Source organism: Hydrogenophaga sp. UC242_53 (assembly GCF_042696965.1).
Taxonomy (GTDB): domain Bacteria; phylum Pseudomonadota; class Gammaproteobacteria; order Burkholderiales; family Burkholderiaceae_C; genus Hydrogenophaga.
In genome coordinates this window covers 2,676,261-2,697,695 of the sequence record NZ_CP170552.1, presented here as the reverse complement: position 1 = coordinate 2,697,695, position 21,435 = coordinate 2,676,261, and the positions used below count along the sequence as shown (strand labels likewise).

Below are 21,435 nucleotides of genomic sequence, written 5' to 3'. Positions count from 1 at the left end.
CGACATGAAACCGATCCAAGTAGGCCTCCTGGGCATAGGCACCGTAGGCAGTGGCACGTTCAACGTGCTTCAGCGCAACCAGGAGGAGATTCGCCGGCGCGCCGGTCGTGGCATTGAAATCACCATGGTGGCCGACCTGGACGTGGCCCGCGCGCAGTCCATCGTGGGTCCGGACGTGAAGGTCGTGAACGACGCGCGCGCCGTGATCGCCAACCCCGAGATCGACATCGTGATCGAGCTCATCGGCGGCTACGGCATCGCCAAGGCCCTGGTGATGGAAGCCATCGCCGCTGGCAAGCACGTGGTCACCGCGAACAAGGCCCTGCTGGCCGTGCATGGCACCGAGATCTTCGCGGCCGCTTCGGCCAAGGGCGTGATGGTGGCCTTCGAGGCGGCCGTGGCCGGTGGCATTCCCATCATCAAGGCGCTGCGCGAAGGCCTCACCGCCAACAGCATCCAGTGGATCGCCGGCATCATCAACGGCACGACCAACTTCATCCTTTCCGAGATGCGCGACAAGGGCCTGGACTTCGCCGTCGTGCTCCAGGAGGCGCAGCGCCTGGGTTACGCCGAGGCCGACCCGACCTTCGACATCGAAGGCGTGGACGCGGCGCACAAGGTCACGCTCATGAGCGCGATCGCCTTCGGCATTCCCGTGCAGTTCGACAAGGCCTATGTGGAAGGCATCACCCAGCTGGGCGCCACCGACATCAAGTACGCCGAACAGCTCGGCTACCGCATCAAGCTGCTGGGCATCACCAAGCGCACGGCGCAAGGCATCGAGCTGCGTGTGCACCCGAGCCTGGTGCCGAGCAAACGCCTGATCGCCAACGTGGAAGGCGCGATGAACGCCGTGGTGGTCAACGGCGACGCCGTGGGCACCACGCTCTACTACGGCAAGGGCGCGGGCAGCGAGCCCACCGCCAGCGCCGTCATCGCCGACCTGGTGGACATCACCCGCCTGCACACGGCCGACCCGCACCACCGCGTGCCGCACCTGGCCTTCCAGCCCGACGCCTTGAGCGATCTCACCGTGCTGCCCATGAGCGAGGTGGTGACGAGCTACTACCTGCGCCTGCGCGTGGCCGACCAGGCCGGCGTGCTGGCCAAGGTCACCGGTTTGCTGGCCGGCGCCGGCATCAGCATCGACGCGGTGCTGCAGCGCGAGGCCGACGAGGTGAGCGGCGAAGGTGGCACCTCCACCGACCTCATCATCCTCACGCACGACACGCGCGAGGGCACCATGAACGACGCCCTGGCGCAACTGCAGACGCTGCCCACCGTGCTGGCGCCCATCGTGCGCATCCGCAAGGAAGAGCTCAACTGATGCGTTACCTCTCGACCCGCGGCCATGCCGACCGCAAGCGCTTCTGTGAAATCCTGCTGGAAGGCCTGGCGCCCGACGGCGGCCTCTACCTGCCCGAGCGTTACCCGCAGGTCGATGCCATTGCGCTGCAGCGCCTGCGCGAGTCGTTCAACGGCGGCCGGCCCGGGGGCTACGCCGCGCTGGCGTTCGAGATCCTGTCGCTCTACATCGACGACATCCCCGCCGCCGACCTGCGCGCGTTGTGCGAGAAGACCTACACCGAGGCGGTCTTCGGCACGCCGCAGATCGTGCCGCTGAAGAAGCTCGAAGACGGCTTCTACCTCGAAGCCTTGTCCAACGGCCCCACGCTGGCCTTCAAGGACATGGCGATGCAGTTGCTCGGCAACCTGTTCGAGTACGAGCTGGCGCGCCGCGGTGAAGAACTCAACATCCTGGGAGCGACCTCCGGCGACACCGGCAGCGCGGCCGAGTACGCCATGCGCGGCAAGCACGGCGTGCGCGTGTTCATGCTCAGCCCGCACGGGCGCATGAGCCCGTTCCAGCAGGCGCAGATGTTCAGCCTGATGGACGAGAACATTCACAACATCGCGATCGAAGGCGTGTTCGACGATTGCCAGGACATCGTCAAGGACGTCAGCAACGACCTCGCGTTCAAGCGCGCCCACAAGATCGGCACCGTCAACTCGATCAACTGGGCCCGCCTGCTGGCCCAGGTGGTCTACTACTTCGCTGGCTATTTCCAGGCCACCACGAAGGACACCGAGCAGGTCTCGTTCACCGTGCCCAGCGGCAACTTCGGCAACGTGTGCGCGGGCCATGTGGCGCGCCAGATGGGCTTGCCGATCCGCACGCTGGTGGTCGCCACCAACGAAAACGACGTGCTCGACGAGTTCTTCCGCACCGGCGTGTACCGCGTGCGCGGCAGCGCCGACACGCACGAGACCTCCAGCCCGTCGATGGATATTTCCAAGGCCAGCAACTTCGAGCGCTTCGTGTTCGACCTGCTCGGGCGCGACGGCGATCGCGTCAAGGCCTTCTTCGGTGAAGGCCTGTCGCGCGAGGGCCGCTTCGACCTGAGCACCGACCCGGTGTTCGCCGAGGCCGCGAGCCACTATGGTTTTCGCAGCGGCAAGAGCACGCATGCCAACCGGCTCGACACGATTCGCGACGTGTACCAGCGCCACCGCCTGATGATCGACACCCACACCGCCGACGGTGTGAAGGTGGCGCGCGAACACCGTGAAGCCGGCACCCCCATGGTGGTGCTGGAGACCGCGTTGCCCATCAAGTTCGCCGAAACCATTGTCGAAGCCCTGGGCCGCCAGCCCGATCGCCCGGCGCAGTTCCAGGGCATCGAAGACCTGCCCAAGCGGGTGAAGGTCATGCCGGCCCGCACCGCCGACGTGCAGGCCTTCATCGCCGAGCACTGCGCCCGCGCATGAAGGTGGTCGGATTCGCGGGCTACTCCGGATCCGGCAAGACCACGCTGGTCGAACAACTGATTCCCGCGCTGCAGCTGCGCGGGCAGCGCGTCTCGGTGGTCAAGCACGCCCACCATGACTTCGATATTGACCACCCGGGCAAGGACACCTGGCGCCACCGCGAGGCCGGCGCCTTCGAGGTGCTGGCCGCCTCGCCCCGGCGGCTGGTGATCATGCGCGAGCTGCAGGATCGCGTGGAGCACTCGGTGCACAGCCTCATCGCCGAGCTGCACCCCGCGGTGGACTGGGTGCTGGTCGAGGGTTTCAAGGACAGCGACCTCGCCAAGGTCGAGGTCTGGCGCCAGGCCCATGGCAAGCCGGTGCGTTACCCCGCCGACGATCGCATCGTTGCCGTCGTGACCGACAGCCCGCAGGCCTTGCCCGCACCCACCCCACGCACGGTGCTGGATTTGAACCACCCCGATGACGTGGCGCTCTGGTTGCTCGACAATGCAGACCGCTTCGCCTACCAGGCCCATCCGCCTTCCACGACGCCATGAACGCCTCCCAACCTCCCGCACGCGCACCGCTGATGTCGCTGGCCGACGCCATGACCGACCTGCTGGGCCGTGTCGAGGCGCTGAGCGCGACCGAGACCGTCGCCACGTTCGACGCCGACCGCCGCGTGCTCGCGCAAGACCTGGTCTCGGCCCTGCAGGTGCCGCCGAACGACAACTCGTCCATGGACGGCTACGCGGTGCGCGTGGCCGATGTGACCGAGCCGGGCCAGGTGCTGCGCGTGAGTCAGCGCATCGCCGCCGGCCACGCGGGCCAGCCTCTGGAGCCGGGCACCTGCGCGCGCATCTTCACCGGCGCACCCATGCCCGCCGGGGCCGATGCCGTGGTGATGCAGGAAGACACCATCGAGGTGGGGGGTGACATCCACGCCGTGCACATCCAGGCGGTGCCCGAGGCGGGCCAATGGGTGCGCCGCGCGGGCGAAGACGTGACGCGCGGCGCCGTGGTGCTCGCCCGGGGCGAGCAGCTCTCGCCCGCGAGCCTGGGCCTGGCCGCGAGCCTGGGTCTGGCACACCTGCTGGTGAACGCGCGGCCGCGCGTGGCGCTGTTCTCCACCGGCGACGAACTCGTGATGCCGGGCGAGGTGCCGCCCGAAGCCATGAAACCTGGCGCGATCTACAACTCCAACCGGTTCTTCCTGCGCACGCTGCTCCAGCGCATGGGCTGCGAGGTGAGCGACCTCGGCATCGTGCCCGACCGTCGCGAAGCCACGCTGGCCGCACTCAAGACCGCGGCCGACCACCACGACCTGATCCTCACCAGCGGCGGTGTGTCGGTGGGCGAGGAAGACCACATCAAGCCCTCGGTGCAACAGCTCGGCAGCCTGGACCTGTGGCAGATCGGCATGAAGCCGGGCAAGCCCTTCGCGTACGGCACGGTGCGGCGCGATGGTGGCGCGGGTGCGGCGGCGGGCGTTGCCTGCCATTTCATCGGCCTGCCGGGCAACCCGGTGTCCAGCTTCGTCACCTTCCTGCTGCTGGTGCGGCCCTTCCTGCTCAAGCTGCAAGGTGTGCCCGCGAACCGCTTCCAGGCGCTGCCGCCGGCCACCACGCTGCCCGCTCATTTCACCGTGGCGCGGGCCGACAAGCGCCGCGAGTTCCTGCGCGTTCGCCGCAACGCCGCGGGCGGGCTGGACCTGTTCCCCAACCAGAGTTCGGGTGTGCTCACCTCCGCCGTCTGGGGCGATGGCCTGGTCGACAACCCGGCCGGTACCACCATCGCCCACGGCGACCCCGTGTCCTACATCTCCTTTGCGGACCTGCTCGCATGAAAGTTCAGTTGCGCTACTTCGCCGCCATCCGCGAGGCCCTGGGCATGGGCAGCGAAGCGGTGGACACCCAGGCCACCACGCTCTCGGCCTTGCGCGCCGAGCTCGTGGCGCGCGGGGGCGCGTACGCGGACGTGCTGGCGCCGGGCCGGGCGGTGCGCGTGGCCCTGAACCAGGCCATGAGCGAGGAGTCCGCCCCACTCACCGAGGGCGCCGAGGTCGGGTTCTTTCCTCCCGTCACGGGTGGTTGAAATGGCGCCCCGCGTCCGCATCCAGACGGAAGACTTCGACCTCAGCACCGAGGTCGCTCAACTGCGCCTGCAGGACGCGCGCGTGGGCGCCGTCTGCAGCTTCATCGGCACCGTGCGGGACCGCAACGACGGCCAGAGCGTGAGCACGATGGAGCTGGAGCACTACCCAGGCATGACCGAAAAATCGATCGAGGCCATGATCGATGAGGCCTTCCAGCGTTTCGATCTGTACGGCGCGCGCGTGATCCACCGCGTGGGCCTGCTGCAGCCGCTGGACCAGATCGTGCTGGTGACCGTGACCTCCGCGCACCGGGGCGAAAGCTTCCAGGCCTGCGAGTTCCTCATGGACTACCTCAAGACCCAGGCGCCGTTCTGGAAGAAGGAACAGACGCCCGAGGGCGCGCGCTGGGTCGACGCCCGCGTGAGCGACGACGCGGCGCTCGCGCGCTGGGGCATCGAGGCGCGCAACGGTTGACATGACCCGCGCCGCCGACGTCGAAGCCATCGAACGCGCCACGCTGCAGGCGGTGGCGCCGGAGGTGGTGGAGGCCTTGCCCGGCTGGTTGTTGCCCATGGACAGCGGCACCGTGGGCCGCGCGCGCAGCGCCGTGCCCCTGCACCATGCAGCGCCCGACCTTGGCTTGCTGGCCTCGATCCTGGCGCGGTACGAGGCCCGTGGCTTCACCCCCGCGCTCCGCCTGCCGGACCTGCCCGCGTTCGAGCCTTTCCAGCAGGCCTTGCGGCAGCAGGGTTTCGTGCGCCGGCAGCCCACGCTGACGCAGACCGCCCCGATCGAGGCGCTGCTGAACGTCGAGGCCGATCCGGCCGCTGTCCTGGCCGATGTGCCCGACGCGGCCTGGATGGCCATGTTCCTGGGCGAGGGCCTGGACCCGGTGGATGGGGCCAGCCGTGCCCGCTCGCTGAGCCGCGCCACGGGCACGCGGTATGCCAGCCTGCGCGAGAACGGCCACACGCTGGCCTGTGGCGCGGCCTCGTTCGGCCACGGCTGGCTGGGGGTGCACGGCATGCGCACCGCGGCCGCGCAGCGCGGCCGCGGCCTGGCTGGGCGCTTGCTGCGCGCGATGGCGCAGGAGGCCGCGCAACGCGGCATTCCGCAAGCCTTCCTGCAGGTCGACGCCAGCAACGCACCGGCGCTCGCGCTCTACCAGAGGCTGGGCTTTTCCACGGCCTGGGCTTACGCTTACTGGCGACGGCCCGACCCTGCGTCGGTTTGATCGGCGTCAACCCGGGTGGCGGCAGCGGGTGCCGCGCCTTGAAAACCCGGGGATCAGCGCCATGTGTGATGCAGTTCTGAATTCACGGAGAGCCTTTTCATGCGTCTCGACAAACTCACCACCAAGTTCCAGGAAGCCCTCGGCGAAGCGCAAACCCTGGCCCTGGGCGCCGACAACGCCTACATCGAACCCGCCCACCTGTTGCTGGCCTTGCTGCGCCAGGCCGACGGCCCGCAGTCGCTGTTGCAGCGCGCGGGCGTGAACGTGCCGGGCCTGGCCAAGGCCGCGGAAGCGGCGGTCCAGCGCCTGCCCGAAGTGCAGGGGCAGGACCAGGTGCAGGTCGGCCCCGAGCTGGCCAAGCTGCTGCAGGCCACCGAAAAGGAGGCAATCAAGCGCGGTGACCAGTTCATCGCCAGCGAGCTCTTCCTGCTCGCCGTGGCCGACAGCAAAGGCGAACTCGCCCGCATCGCCAATGAAAACGGCCTGAACCGCAAGAGCCTGGAAGCGGCCATCACCGCCGTGCGCGGCGGGCAGAAGATGGACAGCCCCGAGGCCGAAGGCCAGCGCGAAGCCCTCAAGAAATACACGCTGGACCTCACCGAGCGCGCCCGCCTGGGCAAGCTCGACCCGGTGATCGGCCGCGACGACGAGATCCGCCGCGCCATCCAGGTGCTGCAGCGCCGCACCAAGAACAACCCCGTGCTCATCGGCGAACCCGGCGTGGGCAAGACCGCCATCGTCGAAGGCCTGGCGCAGCGCATCGTGGCCGGTGAAGTGCCCGACTCGCTCAAGGGCAAGCGCGTGCTGAGCCTGGACATGGCCGCGCTGCTGGCCGGCGCCAAGTTCCGCGGCGAGTTCGAGGAGCGCCTCAAGACCGTGCTCAACGAACTGGCCAAGGACGAGGGCCAGACCATCGTCTTCATCGACGAGCTGCACACCATGGTGGGCGCGGGCAAGGCCGAAGGCGCGATGGACGCGGGCAACATGCTCAAGCCGGCCCTGGCGCGTGGCGAACTGCATTGCGTGGGCGCCACCACGCTTGATGAATACCGCAAATACATCGAGAAGGACGCCGCGCTGGAGCGCCGCTTCCAGAAGATCCTCGTGGGCGAGCCCAGCGTGGAGGCGACCATCGCCATCCTGCGCGGCCTGCAGGAGAAGTACGAAGTGCACCACGGCGTGCAGATCACCGACCCGGCCATCGTGGCCGCGGCCGAACTCAGCCACCGCTACATCACCGACCGTTTCCTGCCCGACAAGGCGATCGACCTGATCGATGAGGCCGCGTCCAAGATCAAGATCGAACTCGACTCCAAGCCCGAGGTGATGGACCGGCTCGACCGCCGCCTGATCCAGCTGCAGATCGAGCGCGAAGCCGTGCGCCGCGAGAAGGACGAGGCCTCGCAGAAGCGCTTTGGCCTGATCGAGGAAGAGATCGCGCGGCTGGAAAAGAGATCTCCGACTACGACGAGATCTGGAAGGCCGAGAAGGCCGCCGCGCTCGGCTCCAAGGACGTGATGGAAGAGATGGATCGCATCCGCTCGCAGATCAAGACCTTCACCGACAAGGGCGATTTCAACAAGGTCGCCGAGCTGCAGTACGGCAAGCTGCCCGAGCTGGAAAAGCGCCTGAAGGACGCGCAGGCCGTCGAGTCGGGCAAGGCGCTGAACAAGGACGGCAAGGGTCGCCCACAGCTGCTGCGCACGCAGGTCGGCGCCGAAGAGATCGCCGAGGTCGTGGCGCGCGCCACCGGCATTCCGGTGTCCAAGCTCATGCAGGGCGAGCGCGACAAGCTGTTGCTGATGGAAGGCAAGCTGCACGAGCGCGTGGTCGGCCAGGACGAGGCCATCGGTGCCGTCGCCAACGCCATCCGCCGTTCGCGCTCGGGCCTGTCCGACCCGAACCGCCCGACCGGCTCCTTCCTGTTCCTCGGCCCCACGGGCGTGGGCAAGACCGAGCTGTGCAAGGCGCTGGCCGGTTTCCTGTTTGACAGCGAAGACCACCTCATCCGCATCGACATGAGCGAGTTCATGGAGAAGCACTCGGTCGCGCGCCTGATCGGCGCGCCACCCGGCTACGTGGGTTACGAGGAGGGCGGTTACCTCACCGAAGCCGTGCGCCGCAAGCCTTACAGCGTGGTGCTGCTCGACGAGGTCGAGAAGGCCCACCCCGACGTGTTCAACGTGCTGCTGCAGGTGCTCGACGACGGCCGCCTGACCGATCGCCAGGGCCGCACCGTGGACTTCAAGAACACCGTGATCGTCATGACGAGCAACATCGGCTCGCACATGATCCAGGCCATGGTCGGCGCGCCGTACGACGAGGTGAAGGAAGCGGTCTGGGACGAACTCAAGAACCACTTCCGGCCCGAGTTCCTCAACCGCATCGACGAGACGGTGGTGTTCCATGCGCTCGACGCGAAGCACATCGAATCGATCGCCGCGATCCAGCTCAAGGTGCTCGAAGCGCGCCTGGCCAGGATGGACCTGCACCTGGATGTCTCGCCGGCGGCCCTGGCCGAGCTGGCCAAGGTCGGCTTCGATCCGGTCTTCGGCGCGCGCCCGCTCAAGCGCGCGATCCAGCAGCGCATCGAGAACCCGCTCTCGAAGTTCCTGCTCGAAGGGCGCTACCCACCGAAGTCGTCCATTCCGGTGGACGTGGACCCGGTGCAGAACCCCGGCGTGTTCGAGTTCGGCGACGGCGTCGTGCAGGCCTGAGGCAGGGGGCTCCTCCGTCCGTCGTGGATGGGGGAGGGGCTCTACCCTTGACGGGAGGGGCGGCCTATCATGAAACCCATGACCCAGATCCCTCCCTCCCTGCCTCTGCGGGCGCTGTTCGACGCGCAGTACAACGCCAGCCGCGCCCAGGTGGACGTGCCACTGGCATTGCGGCGCGACCGGCTGGCCCGACTGCGTGCCCTGATCGACAGCCACGCGCCGGCCCTGGCCGAGGCAGTGGAGGCCGACTTCGGCGTGCGCTCGCCGCAGCTCACCGAGGCGGCGGACCTGTTCGTGCTGCGCGCGGGCATGGCCCAGCTGCACAAGCACCTGCCCGGCTGGATGAAGCCGCAGCGCGCTGCGCACGCCGCTGTACCTGCAGCCCGCGCGGGCCCACATCCAGCGCCAGCCCCTGGGCGTGGTCGGCGTCATCGGTCCCTGGAACTACCCGCTGCAACTCACGTTCGGCCCGGCCGCCACGGCGCTGGCGGCCGGCAACCGCGTGATGCTCAAGCCCAGCGAACTCACGCCCCACACCTCGGCCCTCATCGCCACGCTGGTGCAGCAGGCTTTCGCGGCCGACGAGTTCAGCGTGGTGCTGGGCGGGCCGGACGTGGCGCAGGACTTCTCCCGCCTGCCGTTCGACCACCTGTTCTTCACCGGCTCCACCCAGGTCGGCCGCCAGGTGGCGGCGGCCGCGGCGGCCAACCTCACGCCCACCACGCTGGAGCTGGGCGGCAAGTCACCCTGCGTGATCGATGCCTCGTGCGACCTGAACGATGCGGCCGTCAAGATCGCGCACGGCAAGCTGCTCAACGCCGGCCAGACCTGCATCGCGCCCGACTACGTGCTGCTGCCGCGCGACCGGGAGGCCGAGTTCGAACGCGCCTACACCGCCGCCGTGGCGCGCCTGTTCCCCAGCATCGCGGGCAACCCCGACTACGCCGCCATCGTGAGCGAGCGGCACCAGGCGCGCCTGGTCGCGCTGCTGGACGAAGCCCAGGCAGGCGGCGCGCGCGTGGTGAATGTGGCGCCACCCGGTGGCACCAGCGGCGGTGCGCGCCAGATGAACCCCGTGCTGGTGTTCGATGCGGCGCCGGGCCTGCGCCTGATGGGCGAAGAAATCTTCGGCCCCATCCTGCCGGTGGTGGCCTACGACGGCATCGACGACGCCATCGCCTTCATCAACCTGCGACCCCGACCGCTGGCGCTGTACTGGTTCGGCAGCGACACCGCCGCGCGAGACAGGTTGCTGAACCGCACGGTCAGCGGTGGTGTGACCGTGAACGACACGCTGATGCACATCGCGCACGAAGGCCTGCCTTTTGGTGGCGTGGGCGAAAGCGGCTGGGGCTCGTACCACGGCGAGGCCGGCTTCCTGCGCTTCACGCAGCAGAAGCCGGTGCTGGTGCAGTCGCGTTGGGCGATGGGCTGGCTGTTCTACCCGCCGTATGGGGCGCGGTTCCAGCGTGTGATGGGGTTGCTCAAGCGCTGGCTCTGAGTCAGGCGCCCGCCACCGCGTCGTCGTCGGTCTCCGCCGTGGCCCCGGTCGTGGCGCACTGCAGCAAACCTTCTTGCTGCAAACGCTGCAGAAGTTCTTTCACATCGTTGCCCAGCAGGCCCACCAGTTCCTGCTCGCTGCGCCTGCCGTTGGCCAGCAACAGGACGGTGTGTGTCTGGCGGCCCAGTCGGTCGGGCCAAGTGAGGGCATCCCAGGCGCGGGATGTCTTCACGTAGCGTTGGTTGTTGCATTCCATCTTTTTACTCCCCGAATCTCGGCACCATTCTGGCCCGAGCATGTCCCATGCTGCCTGTCAGATATGACAGCTCCTTGAAGGGCGGAAAGACGGCCGCGCCGAGTCTCCTTCAGCGTTGCTGGCCGTCGGCCCGCAAGCCCCAGCGCGTTGGCGGATGGCCCATGGCCGCCTTGAACATCGCGCTGAACGCACTGTCGCTGGCGTAACCCGTGGCCGCCGCCACCTGACCGATGGGCATGCCCCGGGCGAGCATAGGCAAGGCGTGTGCCAGCACCGCCTGCTGCCGCCACTGCTGGTAGGTGGTGCCCAGTTCTTCGCGGAACAGCCGCGCCACGGTGCGTTCGCTCGCGCCGGTGTCGGCCGCCCACTCGGCCAGCGTGGCGCGTTCGCCGGGCGCGCGCAGCACCGCCTCGCACAGGGCGCGCAGCCGCTTGTCGCGCGGCAGCGGCACGCCCAGGGTCTGGGTGTCGGCGTGCGCCAGCTCGTCGAGCACCAGATCGGTCAGCAGGCGGTCGCGCGCCGGTTCGGCCGCTCGCCGCGTGGCCGCGTCCATGGCCTGGATCAGCTCGCGCAACAGGGGGGAGACGACGATCATGCGGCAGGCCGTCCAGCCGGCGGGCGCGGCGCCCGCGTGGATGTAGAGCGTGCGCAGCTCGGCGGCCTCGCGCACCGTGACGGCGTGGCGCATGCCGGGCGGAATCCACACCGCGCGCGAGGGCGGCACGATGTAGGTCACCGCCTGCAGGCTCGGGTCGTCGGGAGAGGCCATCGCCTGCACGATGCCCGTGGCGCAGTAGGCCAACTGCCCCCAGGGGTGGCGGTGCGGTTCGAAGTGGGTGTCCGCGCTCAGGTCGCGGGCGCGCACGCGCACCGGGCGGGCCGCGTCGGGCGTGAAGGGATCGGTGTCTCCGAGGAGCGTGGGGCCGGGGCGAGGGCGCTGAGGCATCGTTTTGGTGCGTTGGCGGACTTTCAACGAATTCTGACAGATCGTCGCGATTCGGCGAAGTCGGGCCGATCTACGATCACGCCATGTCTTCCTCCAGCACCACCTCATCCCTGCCGCCGCCCGTGGCCCTGCGGCAGGACGCCAGCCTCATCGGGCTGGTGGGCCTGGCCCACATGGTCAGCCATTTCAGCCAGCTGCTGCTCGCGCCGCTGTTCCCCTGGCTCAAGGACGCGTTCAACGCCAGTTACGCGGAACTGGGTTTCCTGATGACCATCTTCTTCGTCACCTCGTGCGCGGTGCAGACCGCCTCGGGTTTCGTGGTGGACCGCCTCGGTCCCCGCCCGGTGCTGTTCGCCGGCCTGGCGCTGCTGGGCGTGGCGGCTTTCGGGTTCGCGGCCAGCACCGGCTACTGGATGATGGCCTTCTTCGCCATCGTGGCCGGCATCGGCAACGGGGTGTTCCACCCGGTGGACTACACCCTGCTCAACCGCAAGGTGAGCGCGCCCCGCCTGGGGCACGCCTACAGCGTGCACGGCATCACCGGCAGCCTGGGCTGGGCGCTGGCGCCGGCCATGATGGTGCCGATCGCGCTGGCCTTCTCCTGGCGCGCGGCCCTGGCCAGCGCGGGTGTGCTGGCCTTCGCGGTGCTGGCCGTGCTGTGGTTCAACCGCGAGCGCCTCAGCCTGCCGGCCGCGCCCAAGCCGGTTCAGGGACCGGCCCACGCGGCCACGGAAAGCTCCACGGCTTTCCTGCGCATTCCGGCGGTGTGGATGTGTTTCGGTTTCTTCTTTTTCTATGCCATGGCGCTCAGCGTGGTGCAGGCTTTCGCGCCCGAAGCCGCGCGCCAGCTGCACGGCGTGCCGCTCGCGCTGGTGGCGGTGTGCCTGACGATCTACATGGTCTGCGCGGCCGGCGGCATGGTGCTGGGTGGCTTCCTCGCGTCCGATCCGGCGCGCTGCGAGCGCGTGGTGGGCGTGGGCTTTGGCCTGGCGGCGGTCATCGCGCTGGTGCTGGCCTTTGCCCATGTGCCGGCGGCGGTGGTGCCGGTGCTGTTCGGCGCCATGGGCTTCTCGGCCGGCATCGCGGGCCCTTCGCGCGACCTGCTGGTGAAGAAGTCCACGCCCGACAACGCCACCGGCCGTGTGTACGGCGTGGTGTATTCCGGGCTGGACATCGGCCAGGCCATCTCGCCGCTGATCTTCGGCGTGCTCATGGACCACGGCCAGTTCCAGGGCGTGCTGATCGGCCTGGCGGTGGTGCAGGCGGTGCTCATCGCGAGCGCTTTCAACGTGCGCCGGGTGCGGCGCACCGTTTTGGCGCCGGCCTGAAGCCGGCCGGCCACCCGGGCGCCGCCGATGCTGGTGTTGCGCCCGGCTGCCGAATATTTGCCGCCCTTCACGCGGTGGGCCTTGCCAGCGGGTATAAAAGCATCTTGATACATATACCCACCCGGCCGATTCCCGCACACCGCCCATGACGGCGCCCTCCCGTTTGCTGCAGCAGTGCTTTCAGGAAGCACTCTCTGGCGCGCCCGACATGCTGGCGCGCTGCGCCGACTCGGCCATCGCCAGCCTGCAGGCCGCGGAAAAAGCCTCCAAGGAAGTCGCCCAGCGCGACCGCCTCGCTCTGGCCTGGTGGGGTCTGTTGCAGAACAAGATCCAGTGGGGACGCAGCTTCTCGCAGCACCTGCGCGATGCCCTGATGGCCTCGCCCGAGATGAACAGCTCGCGCCCGGCCCTGCTGTCCGAGTCCTCCCTGCTGTCGCTGGTGGAGGACGACGCGGTCAACGAGTCGCTCGAATCGGCCCGGCTGGTGCACAGCCTCATGCCGGTGGTGGAGCAGCAACTCGGCGTGCTCGATGCCCTGATGAGTTCGGTGATCGGCCTGCAGACGGTGCAGGCCGAGCGCAACCCCATGCGGCCCTCGGTCTTCGTGCGGGCGCTGCGCGAGCTCATGGCCTCGGCCGAGTCCGAGCCCGAGGTGCGCGCCCTGTGGTTGCGGCACATGGGCGACGCGCTGGCCCGCGAGCTGCAGAAACTCTACGAGCGCGTGGCGCTGATCCTGCAGCGCGCCAACGTGCAGGAAGCCGGCTACCGCGTGCGGCTGGTGGAAGAGTCGGGCGCGTCCACCCGATCCGGCGGCCTGTCCACCCGCTCGGGCAACCTGGGCACGTCGTCCCGCGCGGCCGGGCTGGGCGTCCCGCCCAGCAGCCAGTGGCAGGACGCCGGCGACACCGGGGGCAGCGGCCACCACGCGCCGGGCTGGGCCAGTGCCGATCCACTGCCGTCCATGCAGACGCTGGCGCGCATGCAGCCGGGTGAAGACCACCAGGTCTTCCATGACTTCCTGAAGCAGGGCGGCAAACACTTCGACCGCCACCTGACCCCGGACTACTACGAGCAGGTGAGCGAAGAGCTCGCCGCCATCGAGGCGTTTGCCGCGATCCCGGTGCTCGACGAGTCCATGATCCTGGAGCAGCAGACGCAGTACCGCGACCTGCCGGTGGTGGACCGGCCGGCGCGCGAGATCGGCATCTCCAGCCAGCTCAGCCACAAGGCCTGGGGCACCTACGCCGCCGCGCACGAGCGCTCGCGCGTGCTCATGCACCTCAAGCAGAAAGCGCAGCGCGTCAGCCAGGCCGTGGGCCTGGACCTGGTGCGCACGCTGGTCAGCCAGGTGGCGAGCGATCCCTTGCTTCTGGGGCCGGTGCGCGAATCGGTGGTGGCGCTGGAGCCGGCGCTGTTGCGCCTGGCCATGGCAGACCCGCGCTTCTTCAACGAAGACGAACACCCCGCGCGGCGCCTGATCGAGAGCGTGGCGCAGCGCAGCTTCAAGTTCAACGACGAGTTCGCGCCCGAATTCGACAGCTTCTTCCAGCCGGTGCAGAGCGCGTTCAACGAGCTCAATGCCACCGCCACCCGCGACCCCCAGCCGTTCGCCGACGTGCTCACCGAGCTGCGGCAGGGCTGGGAAGCGCAGGACCAGAAGGAACTCGCGCTGCAGGACAACAGCCTGCAGTCCATCCGCTATGCCGAAGAGCGGCAGGCCATGGCGGACCAGATCGCCTGGGACCTGAGCCAGCGGCCCGACGTGGACAACGCGCCCGGCGTGATCCTCGATTTCCTCTACGGCCCCTGGTCGTTGGTGATCGCCTCGGCCAAGCTCAACGAGCCGGACGAGGCCGACCCCGGCGGCTACCGCAAGGTGGTGTCCAACCTGCTGTGGAGCGTGAAGAAGGAGGTCACGCTCAAGCGGCCCAAGGAGTTGTTCGCCATGGTGCCGGGCATGCTCGCCACGCTGCACGCGGGGCTGGACATGCTGGGCAAGACGCGCGAGGAAACCAAGCCCTTTTTCGATGCGCTGATGCGCCTGCACCAGCCGGTGCTGGGCCTGCGCCGCGCGCGCATCCGCGCCGACGCGAGCCACTCCGGCCTGCCGCCGATGGAGAACTCCGGCGCGATGCCCCTGGAGGAGGTGCCTTCCTCCATGTCCATGGACCTCGACGAAACCCTGCCCGCCACGCCCGAGCAGCGCAAGCCGAAGCCGCGCGCGCAGCCCTGGCTGGGCAAGCGCGAGCTGGAGGCCGCCGGTTTCGAGGACACCATGCCGACCGATTACGGCGACCTCATCGAAACCCAGGTGCAGGCCCGCGCCAGCGAGGACGATTCGCAGGCCGCGGCCCTGGCCGAAGAGGGCGAACTGGAAGACATCAACGCCGCCGCTACGCTGGTGGGCCTGCACGAAGGCGACTGGGTGGACCTGTATTCCCACCGCGAGTGGCTGCGCGCCCAACTCATCTGGGCCAGCAGCAAGGGCACGCTGTTCATGTTCGTGAGCCGGGGAGGCCGGCCGCATTCGATGACCAAGCGCAGCTGCGAACGCCTGATCGCCAGCCGCCTGTTGCGCCCGGTCAATACGCAGCAGGGTGTGGTGCAGAAGGCGCTGCAGGCCATGAAAAAGGCCGACCCCGCCGCCTCATCGAGGTCGGCGGAGTCGGCCGCGGCCTGACGGCCGTCGCCGTTCACGGCCCCGCGTTCCAGCGGCGCACCACGATCTGCGTGCCGGTGGCGGAGAAGAGCTGCGCCCATCCGAGCACCGCGTGGCCTTGCCCGTTCATGGCCAGGGCCGGGGTGTACGACGGGTCGGTGTAGGTTTCCACCACCTCCGCCGTGGACCAGCCGCTGCCCGGCGTCAGGCGCGACACCGTGACGTTGCTGCCCACGGGATCGACCCAGGCGACCATCGCGCGGTCCGCGCTGTCCACGCCCACCACCGGCAGGCTGTCCCAGGTGCCACCGTTGGCGCTGCGCAGCGTGGTCGGGCCGCTGAAGGCCACCGCCTGCGGGGCGGCCGCCGCCGCGTTCAGCGATTGGTCGGCATCGCCCCAGACCACCACCGCCGTGCCCGCCGCGTTCATGCGCAGCACCGGCGTGCTGACGAAGCCTTGCGTGTTGGGCACGGCTGGTGCCACGGTGCCCACCGCCGGTTGCCAGGCGCCGGCATTGAAGCGTTTGAACCAGATGGCGTTGTTGCCGGTGCCGCCCGCGATGTCGAGCTGGCCCCAGGCCAGCAGGCCGTTGCCACCGGCATCGAGCGCGAGGTCGTGCCGGCCCAGGGTCTGGAAGGCGCCCGCGTCGGTCACGATGGCGGCAGCGGTTCCCCAGCCCGCGCCCACGGTGAAGCGGTTGCCCCAGAGGTCACCGCCGCCGCCGGAGCGCTTCCACACGGTCAGTGCGTCGCCGGCGGGCGTCACCGCCACCACGGGGTCACCGTCCACGCTGCCGACCACCTCGTTGGTCTCGATCAGCTGCGGCGAACCCCAGCCGCCGCCGGGCGTGTAGCGGTTGGCGTGGATGCTGAAGCGCGTCGCCGGGCCGATCTGCGACCAGACCGCCACCGCGTTGCCGCTGTGGTCCGTGCCCACGCTGCTCACGCCGACCATGCCCGCGCCACTGTCCACCACCGCGGCGGCGCCCCAGCCGGTGGTGGGGTCCAGCGGCCTCGCATGCAGGTCCACCGTGGGGCCGGCCTGGATCCACAGCAGCATGCCGCGCCCCGTGGCCGCGTCCACCGACAAGCGCAGTTCGCTCACGTTGCCGGTGTTGCTCTCCAGCCGCTCGGGCGTGGACCAGGTGCCTCCCGAGACCGAGCGGCTGCTCCAGACGTGGTGCTCGGTGGTGCCCGGGTTCAGCTGGCGCCACACGGCGGTGGCCCGGCCCGCGTCGTCGATCGCCACCACCGGCGTCGCCGCGCCCGCGCCCGCCAGGTTCACCAGCTCACCCCAGCCCGCCTGGCTGGGCGCTGCCTTGAAGGCGGCCGCCACGGCTCGCGCCGCGCTCATCGTCACGTCGCAGCTCAGGGCCTGGTTGCGGCAGGCGCCGCTCCAGCCATCGAACACCTGGCCCGACGCGGGGCTGGCCGTCAGCGTGACCAGGGTGCCGGCGTTGAACTGGGCCTCGCAGCTGCTGCCGCAGCTGATGCCCGCCGGTGACGAAGTCACATCGCCGCTGCCGGTGCGCGTGACCGACAGGTCGAAGCGCGTGGCCGTGGTCGGCGACGAAGGTGGCCGTGGCCGAGCGCGCCTGGTCCATCGACACGGTGCAGGTCAGCGCCGCGCCGCTGCAGGCGCCGCTCCAGCTGGCCAGTTGCTGCCCCGCCGCCGGTGTGGCCGTCAGCGTCACCGCGCTGCCGGTCGCAAAGGGTGCGCCGCAGGCGTCGTTGCAGTCCAGCCCGGTGGGCAGTGAGCTGATGTTGCCGCTGCCCACCACGGTCACCTCCAGCCTGCTGGTGTCCGGAGCGGGAGCGGGGCTGTTGCCACCACTTCCACTGCTGTTGTTCGAGCCTCCACAGGCGCCCAGCACGGCGGCCACCGCCGCCAGCACGGACAGCCGTGCGATCGTTCCTTGCCATTTCATTCATGTGCTCCATGGTTGTACATGGGGCGGATGCTAGGAACGAAGGGCGCGCGGCTCCATAACACCATCGGGCAGGGCGATGCGCGCGCGCATCACCTGCCCGAAGGTGCTGTTCCCCGCCGGGGAGGTCCTGCCTAGCATGGGTTCGCGGCAGACCTTGCCGTCACCACCTCACTCTTTCAGGACAGGAGAACCCATGCACTCACCCAGACTCTGGGTACCCACCCTTGCCGCGCTGCTGCTCACCGCCGGTTGCGCATCGATGGCCGTGACCGACGAGGCCATCGTCGACCGCACCGCCTTTGCGCTCGGCCTGGAGCGAAACGCGTTCACCGTGAGCAACCGCGTCGACGAGGGCACCACCACCCGCTACGCCGTGCGCACCAAGAGCGGCCAGGAATACGGCTGCTTCGTCGGCGGGTCCTTCAACGTGCTGGGGCGCTCGGTGTCCGAGGCGGTGTGCAGCCGCAAGGGCGCGCCGCCCGCGCGCAACCCCCTGTTGCGCTGAGCCCTTCCTCAGTCGGGCTGCGGCGCCTGCTCCCTGGCGAACACCAGGCCCAGGAACGCGCGCAGCTGCACCGGCCGCACCGGCTTGACCATCACCGTCAGGCCGACGTCCTGAGCCCGCCGCATGTGGGGGCTTCCGGCGTCGCCCGTCACCATCACGGCGGGCACCTCGTCACCCAGCAGCGCGCGCACGTCGCGCAAGGCGTCGATGCCGCTGGCACCGTCGGGCAGGCGCAGGTCCACCACCAGGGCATCGGGCCGGAACCCCGTCCGAATGTGGCTCAGGCTGGTGGCCGCATCCGCCGCCGAACGCACGTCGCAACCCCACGAGCGCAACAGGCCCGTGAGCGCGGCGCGCGCATCGGCGTCGTCCTCGATCACCAGCACGCGGTGGCCGGGCAGCAAAGCCTCTTGGGCGCCCGGCTCGGGATGGGCCGTGGCGCTCATCGTGACTTCGTCCATGGCCACGCGCCGCAGCTTCAGGGAAAACACGCTGCCCTGGCCGGGCGCCGAGCGCAGCACCGACACATCCAGCGACAGCAGGTCGCTCAGGCGCTTCACGGTGGCCAGGCCCAGTCCCAGGCCCAGGTGGCGGTCGCGGGCCGGGTTGCCCACCTGGTAGAACTCCTCGAAGATGCGCGGCAGGTCCTCTTCATCGATGCCGATGCCGGTGTCTTCCACATCGAGCCAGACGTGGCTTTCGTCGCTTGTCAGGGCGCAGGCCACCCGCACGGCGCCGCGCTCGGTGTAGCGGATGGCGTTGGAGACCAGGTTGCTCAGCACGCGGGCCAGCAGGGCGCGGTCGCTGTGCACTGCGAGTCGGCCCACATCGATGTCCAGCCGCAGGCCCTTGGCCAGCGCCAGCGGTTCGTGGGGCCGGCAGCACTCCCGCACCAGATCGTCCAGCGGAAAACTCGACCAGTGCGGCGCCATGTGGCCCACGTCGAGCCGCGTGATCTCCAGCAGGTCGTCGATCACCTCCGCCATGCCCTCCACGCACTCGACCAGGTGGGTGGACACCGCTGCCACGTCCACCTTGTGGCCCTGTTCCAGCAGCGTCTGCGACAGCAGGCGCATGGCGTGCAGGGGCTGGCGCAGGTCGTGGTTGGCGGCCGCGAAGAAACGGGTGCGCGCCGCGTTCGCCTCTTCGGCCACGCCGCGCGCGGTTTCGCTGCGTTCGTTCTCTCTTTGCAATGCGACGATCAGTTCCTCGTTGCGCTGGCGCTGGACGTGAATCTCGCGCAGGGCCAGCGACTGGTTGCGACCGCTGACCAGGGCGTACACCCCGATCAGGAACACCAGGAACGCCAGCACCGCGTGGTACGGGTTGGCCGTCCACAGGTCGCGCAGGATCAGTGGGCCGAGCACCAGGCCCACATGGGCGATCAGCGTGAGGCGGAAGCCGGGCAGGCGCACCGAGCCGCCCATGGCGATTGCCACCAGTGTGATGTGCAGGATGGACTCCGCCTGGGGCGGCCCCGGGGTCAGCAGGACCACGCTCAGCAGGCCCCACAGCGCGGCATGCACCAGCGTGCTGCTCAGCCACCAGCGGATCAGGCGGACCGAGCGCGGCACGCGGTACACGAACAGGGACGCCACCAGCCTCTGCGTGCTCACCGCGCAGAAGGCAGCCAGCCACCAGTCAAGGCGCGAATCGGTCTGCGAGTCGGCGAACTGCAGGTAGCAGATCAACGCGCCCAGCGTGCTCAGGAACCACACCGCAGGAGTGGTGCGCACCAGCCGGTTGATCTGGTCCACCTCCAGCGCGGTCGGGCCCGGGGCGCTGGTGGGGAGGTCCATTCAGATGAGGCCCGAGTCGCGTGCCAGCACCAGCAGGTGCGTGCGGTTGCGCGCGCCCAGCGCATCCAGCAGCGCGGTGACGTGCAGCTTCACGGTGCGCTCGGCAATGCCCAGTTCGTGCGCAATCTGCTTGTTCTGCTGGCCCCGCGCGATCAGCAGCAGCACCTCGAGCTGGCGTGCCGTCGGCCCTGGGGTGGTGGTGGTATTCGCGGGCACCTGGCTGGTGGATGCCGTCGGGAGAAAATGTTCGCCACCGCCGACGATCTTCTCCAGCGCGGCGAGGATCTCGGCGATCGGCAACGACTTGCCCAGAAAGCCCGCGGCGCCGGCCGTGCGCGCCTGCGCCAGCAGGTGCCGGTCTTCCTGGCCCGAGATCAGCACGCGCGCGACCAGCGGGTGTTGCGTGCCGAAGCGCCGCAAGCCGGCCAGCCCATCGTCGCCCGCCAGCCGGTAGTCGATCAGCACCACGTTCAGCCCGGGCCATTGCCGGGCCAGCGCCAGCCCGTGTTCCAGGTGCAGCACCGCCCGGGCGTCGATGCCTGGGCGCAGGTGGGTGAGGGCGTGAACGAACCCGACGCCGAACATCGGGTGGTCATCGATGAGAAGCAGGTTCATGGGCGTGTCGATTCTGGGCCCGCCATGCACTTTTGGGCACTGCCCTAAGGGGCAGGTCACCGCCTTTAGGGAATATCGCCACGGATTCTTGACATACTCGAGAACCCCTCAATCGAATGCGGAAGAACCCGGATGCGCGCCAGAAAGGAAGCCGACTCGCCCTTCAAGGACTGGATCGCCACCGCCTCGGTGCGCGCCAAGTCCTCATTGACCGACTTCGATCTGTCCGGCAGCGCGGGCGAGTTCAGCAGCGTGCAGTGGTTCGTCTTCGGTCAGACCGACGAACTCATGTCGCACCCGGCGCTGCGCCACCTCGACATGGCCCGGCGCAACCGCCTGTGCGCCGCGCGGCTGGTGCATTTCCTGGACGACATGGCGCTCACCGAGCACCGCATCGTCAACGTGGCGGCTCAGGTCATCGCGGAAAACCGCCTGCGCGCCTTCGTGCCCGAAGCGCTCGCGCTCGACGCGTTGAAGCTGTACACCGATGAGGGCTACCACGCCTACTTCACGGCCCACGCGAGCCGCGCCATCCGCGAGGTGTTCGCGCTGGAGGCGCGCGACGAACCCAGCCTGAAGATCTCGGCCATCGAGGCGCTGGCGGCCCAGGTGCCGGCGCAGCGGCGCGACCTGGCCTGGTTCATGGTCGGCTTCGTCGGCGAGACCATGATCACCAAGGCCATCGTCGACGTCATGCGCGGCACGGCGCACACGGCGGTGCAGGGCATGCTGCTCGCGCACCTGGAAGACGAGTGGGTGCATGCGAAGTACTTCGCCCACCTGTTCGAGCGGATCTGGCCCCGGCTGGACGGCAACAGCCAGGCCTTCTTCGGCCGCCTGCTGCCCGACGTCATCGCGGCCTTCCACACCTGGGACGACGGCTTCCATCGCCGCCTGCTGGGCGATGCCGGCCTGGATGCCGCCGCCACCGAACGCGTGCTGAGCAAGGTGAGTGGCAAGGGCCTGCGCCACGCGCACATGCGCAGCCGCTGCGGCAACACGCTCCAGGTGCTGGAGCGCTGCGGTGTCTTCAAACACGACGCGCTGCGCGCGCTCTTCGTCCAGCGCGGCCTGCTGGACCGCGACCGCGCCTACTGA

16 protein-coding genes and 4 pseudogenes are annotated in these 21,435 nt (G+C 69.2%); 13 read left to right on the top strand and 7 right to left on the bottom strand.

Going from position 1 to position 21,435, the window contains the following annotated elements:
• Nucleotides 1-4 precede the first annotated feature (4 nt).
• From ACFJI0_RS13520 to ACFJI0_RS13480, 9 genes and pseudogenes are all read left to right on the top strand, one after another.
• On the top strand, nt 5-1,327 hold the full coding sequence (locus tag ACFJI0_RS13520; RefSeq protein WP_382320398.1) for a homoserine dehydrogenase: 1,323 nt from the start codon (nt 5-7) through the stop codon (nt 1,325-1,327).
• The gene (thrC, locus tag ACFJI0_RS13515) at nt 1,327-2,769 is read left to right on the top strand and encodes a threonine synthase (protein WP_382320397.1); all 1,443 of its coding nucleotides are present in this window, start codon (nt 1,327-1,329) and stop codon (nt 2,767-2,769) included. The genes ACFJI0_RS13520 and thrC overlap by 1 nt, the downstream gene beginning before the upstream one ends.
• Nucleotides 2,766-3,308: a molybdopterin-guanine dinucleotide biosynthesis protein B gene (mobB, locus tag ACFJI0_RS13510; protein ID WP_382320395.1), complete on the top strand. Its 543-nt coding sequence runs from the start codon at nt 2,766-2,768 to the stop codon at nt 3,306-3,308. Before thrC ends, mobB begins: the two co-directional genes overlap by 4 nt.
• A complete protein-coding gene (gene glp, locus ACFJI0_RS13505) occupies nt 3,305-4,597 on the top strand; it encodes a gephyrin-like molybdotransferase Glp (protein ID WP_382320393.1) in 1,293 nt (430 codons plus the stop codon). The genes mobB and glp overlap by 4 nt, the downstream gene beginning before the upstream one ends.
• Nucleotides 4,594-4,845, top strand: a complete 252-nt coding sequence (locus ACFJI0_RS13500) for a MoaD/ThiS family protein (protein ID WP_382156978.1) — start codon at nt 4,594-4,596, stop codon at nt 4,843-4,845. The genes glp and ACFJI0_RS13500 overlap by 4 nt, the downstream gene beginning before the upstream one ends.
• Before the next feature lies 1 nt (nt 4,846).
• A complete protein-coding gene (locus ACFJI0_RS13495; RefSeq protein WP_382320391.1) occupies nt 4,847-5,320 on the top strand; it encodes a molybdenum cofactor biosynthesis protein MoaE in 474 nt (157 codons plus the stop codon).
• A gap of 1 nt (nt 5,321) precedes the next feature.
• Entirely contained in the window at nt 5,322-6,080 is a 759-nt protein-coding gene (locus ACFJI0_RS13490) for a GNAT family N-acetyltransferase (RefSeq protein WP_382320389.1), read from the top strand.
• Nucleotides 6,081-6,179: 99 nt separating this feature from the next.
• Nucleotides 6,180-8,797: pseudogene (clpB, locus tag ACFJI0_RS13485) on the top strand (ATP-dependent chaperone ClpB).
• Between the two features lie 69 nt (nt 8,798-8,866).
• Nucleotides 8,867-10,298 (top strand): annotated as a pseudogene (locus ACFJI0_RS13480) (coniferyl aldehyde dehydrogenase).
• 1 nt (nt 10,299) lies between these two features.
• Here the strand turns inward: ACFJI0_RS13480 and ACFJI0_RS13475 are convergent.
• Nucleotides 10,300-10,458 (bottom strand): hypothetical protein, encoded by a 159-nt coding sequence (locus ACFJI0_RS13475; protein ID WP_382320388.1) that lies wholly within the window; start codon nt 10,456-10,458, stop codon nt 10,300-10,302.
• Between the two features lie 205 nt (nt 10,459-10,663).
• Complete coding sequence (locus ACFJI0_RS13470) at nt 10,664-11,500, bottom strand: AraC family transcriptional regulator (RefSeq protein ID WP_382156990.1); 837 nt, start codon at nt 11,498-11,500, stop codon at nt 10,664-10,666.
• A gap of 83 nt (nt 11,501-11,583) precedes the next feature.
• Here ACFJI0_RS13470 and ACFJI0_RS13465 point away from each other — a divergent pair, with 83 nt between their 5' ends.
• Both ACFJI0_RS13465 and ACFJI0_RS13460 read left to right on the top strand, forming a co-directional pair.
• Nucleotides 11,584-12,828 carry an MFS transporter gene (locus ACFJI0_RS13465; RefSeq protein WP_382320386.1) on the top strand — a complete coding sequence of 415 codons (1,245 nt, stop codon included), beginning with the start codon at nt 11,584-11,586 and terminating at the stop codon, nt 12,826-12,828.
• Between the two features lie 145 nt (nt 12,829-12,973).
• The gene (locus ACFJI0_RS13460) at nt 12,974-15,508 is read left to right on the top strand and encodes a DUF1631 family protein (RefSeq protein WP_382320384.1); all 2,535 of its coding nucleotides are present in this window, start codon (nt 12,974-12,976) and stop codon (nt 15,506-15,508) included.
• 13 nt (nt 15,509-15,521) lie between these two features.
• Here the strand turns inward: ACFJI0_RS13460 and ACFJI0_RS13455 are convergent, their stop codons facing one another.
• The 3 genes and pseudogenes from ACFJI0_RS13455 to ACFJI0_RS13445 form a co-directional block, all read right to left on the bottom strand.
• Complete coding sequence (locus tag ACFJI0_RS13455) at nt 15,522-16,841, bottom strand: hypothetical protein (RefSeq protein WP_382325900.1); 1,320 nt, start codon at nt 16,839-16,841, stop codon at nt 15,522-15,524.
• 18 nt (nt 16,842-16,859) lie between these two features.
• Nucleotides 16,860-17,000: pseudogene (locus tag ACFJI0_RS13450) on the bottom strand (hypothetical protein); the annotation flags it as partial.
• A 64-nt stretch (nt 17,001-17,064) separates the two neighbouring features.
• Nucleotides 17,065-17,415 (bottom strand): annotated as a pseudogene (locus ACFJI0_RS13445) (hypothetical protein); the annotation flags it as partial.
• A 196-nt stretch (nt 17,416-17,611) separates the two neighbouring features.
• Between ACFJI0_RS13445 and ACFJI0_RS13440 the strand changes: the two are divergent.
• A complete protein-coding gene (locus ACFJI0_RS13440; RefSeq protein WP_382320382.1) occupies nt 17,612-17,923 on the top strand; it encodes a hypothetical protein in 312 nt (103 codons plus the stop codon).
• Between the two features lie 8 nt (nt 17,924-17,931).
• Here the strand turns inward: ACFJI0_RS13440 and ACFJI0_RS13435 are convergent, their stop codons facing one another.
• Nucleotides 17,932-19,722, bottom strand: a complete 1,791-nt coding sequence (locus ACFJI0_RS13435; RefSeq protein WP_382320380.1) for a hybrid sensor histidine kinase/response regulator — start codon at nt 19,720-19,722, stop codon at nt 17,932-17,934.
• The gene (locus ACFJI0_RS13430) at nt 19,723-20,337 is read right to left on the bottom strand and encodes a LuxR C-terminal-related transcriptional regulator (protein ID WP_382320378.1); all 615 of its coding nucleotides are present in this window, start codon (nt 20,335-20,337) and stop codon (nt 19,723-19,725) included.
• A gap of 132 nt (nt 20,338-20,469) precedes the next feature.
• Between ACFJI0_RS13430 and ACFJI0_RS13425 the strand changes: the two genes are divergently transcribed.
• Nucleotides 20,470-21,435 (top strand): diiron oxygenase, encoded by a 966-nt coding sequence (locus tag ACFJI0_RS13425; RefSeq protein ID WP_382320376.1) that lies wholly within the window; start codon nt 20,470-20,472, stop codon nt 21,433-21,435.

Excerpts from the sequence above, each read along its gene's own strand:
- ACFJI0_RS13500 (WP_382156978.1), top strand. The coding sequence starts at position 4,594 with ATGAAAGTTCAGTTGCGCTACTTCGCCGCCATCCGCGAGGCCCTGGGC.
- ACFJI0_RS13440 (WP_382320382.1), top strand. The coding sequence starts at position 17,612 with ATGCACTCACCCAGACTCTGGGTACCCACCCTTGCCGCGCTGCTGCTC.
- ACFJI0_RS13435 (WP_382320380.1), bottom strand. The coding sequence starts at position 19,722 with ATGGACCTCCCCACCAGCGCCCCGGGCCCGACCGCGCTGGAGGTGGAC.
- ACFJI0_RS13460 (WP_382320384.1), top strand. The coding sequence starts at position 12,974 with ATGACGGCGCCCTCCCGTTTGCTGCAGCAGTGCTTTCAGGAAGCACTC.
- ACFJI0_RS13465 (WP_382320386.1), top strand. The coding sequence starts at position 11,584 with ATGTCTTCCTCCAGCACCACCTCATCCCTGCCGCCGCCCGTGGCCCTG.
- glp (WP_382320393.1), top strand. The coding sequence starts at position 3,305 with ATGAACGCCTCCCAACCTCCCGCACGCGCACCGCTGATGTCGCTGGCC.
- ACFJI0_RS13455 (WP_382325900.1), bottom strand. The coding sequence starts at position 16,841 with ATGAGCGCGGCGCGAGCCGTGGCGGCCGCCTTCAAGGCAGCGCCCAGC.
- ACFJI0_RS13520 (WP_382320398.1), top strand. The coding sequence starts at position 5 with ATGAAACCGATCCAAGTAGGCCTCCTGGGCATAGGCACCGTAGGCAGT.
- ACFJI0_RS13490 (WP_382320389.1), top strand. The coding sequence starts at position 5,322 with ATGACCCGCGCCGCCGACGTCGAAGCCATCGAACGCGCCACGCTGCAG.
- ACFJI0_RS13495 (WP_382320391.1), top strand. The coding sequence starts at position 4,847 with ATGGCGCCCCGCGTCCGCATCCAGACGGAAGACTTCGACCTCAGCACC.
- ACFJI0_RS13470 (WP_382156990.1), bottom strand. The coding sequence starts at position 11,500 with ATGCCTCAGCGCCCTCGCCCCGGCCCCACGCTCCTCGGAGACACCGAT.
- thrC (WP_382320397.1), top strand. The coding sequence starts at position 1,327 with ATGCGTTACCTCTCGACCCGCGGCCATGCCGACCGCAAGCGCTTCTGT.
- ACFJI0_RS13425 (WP_382320376.1), top strand. The coding sequence starts at position 20,470 with ATGCGCGCCAGAAAGGAAGCCGACTCGCCCTTCAAGGACTGGATCGCC.
- ACFJI0_RS13430 (WP_382320378.1), bottom strand. The coding sequence starts at position 20,337 with ATGAACCTGCTTCTCATCGATGACCACCCGATGTTCGGCGTCGGGTTC.
- mobB (WP_382320395.1), top strand. The coding sequence starts at position 2,766 with ATGAAGGTGGTCGGATTCGCGGGCTACTCCGGATCCGGCAAGACCACG.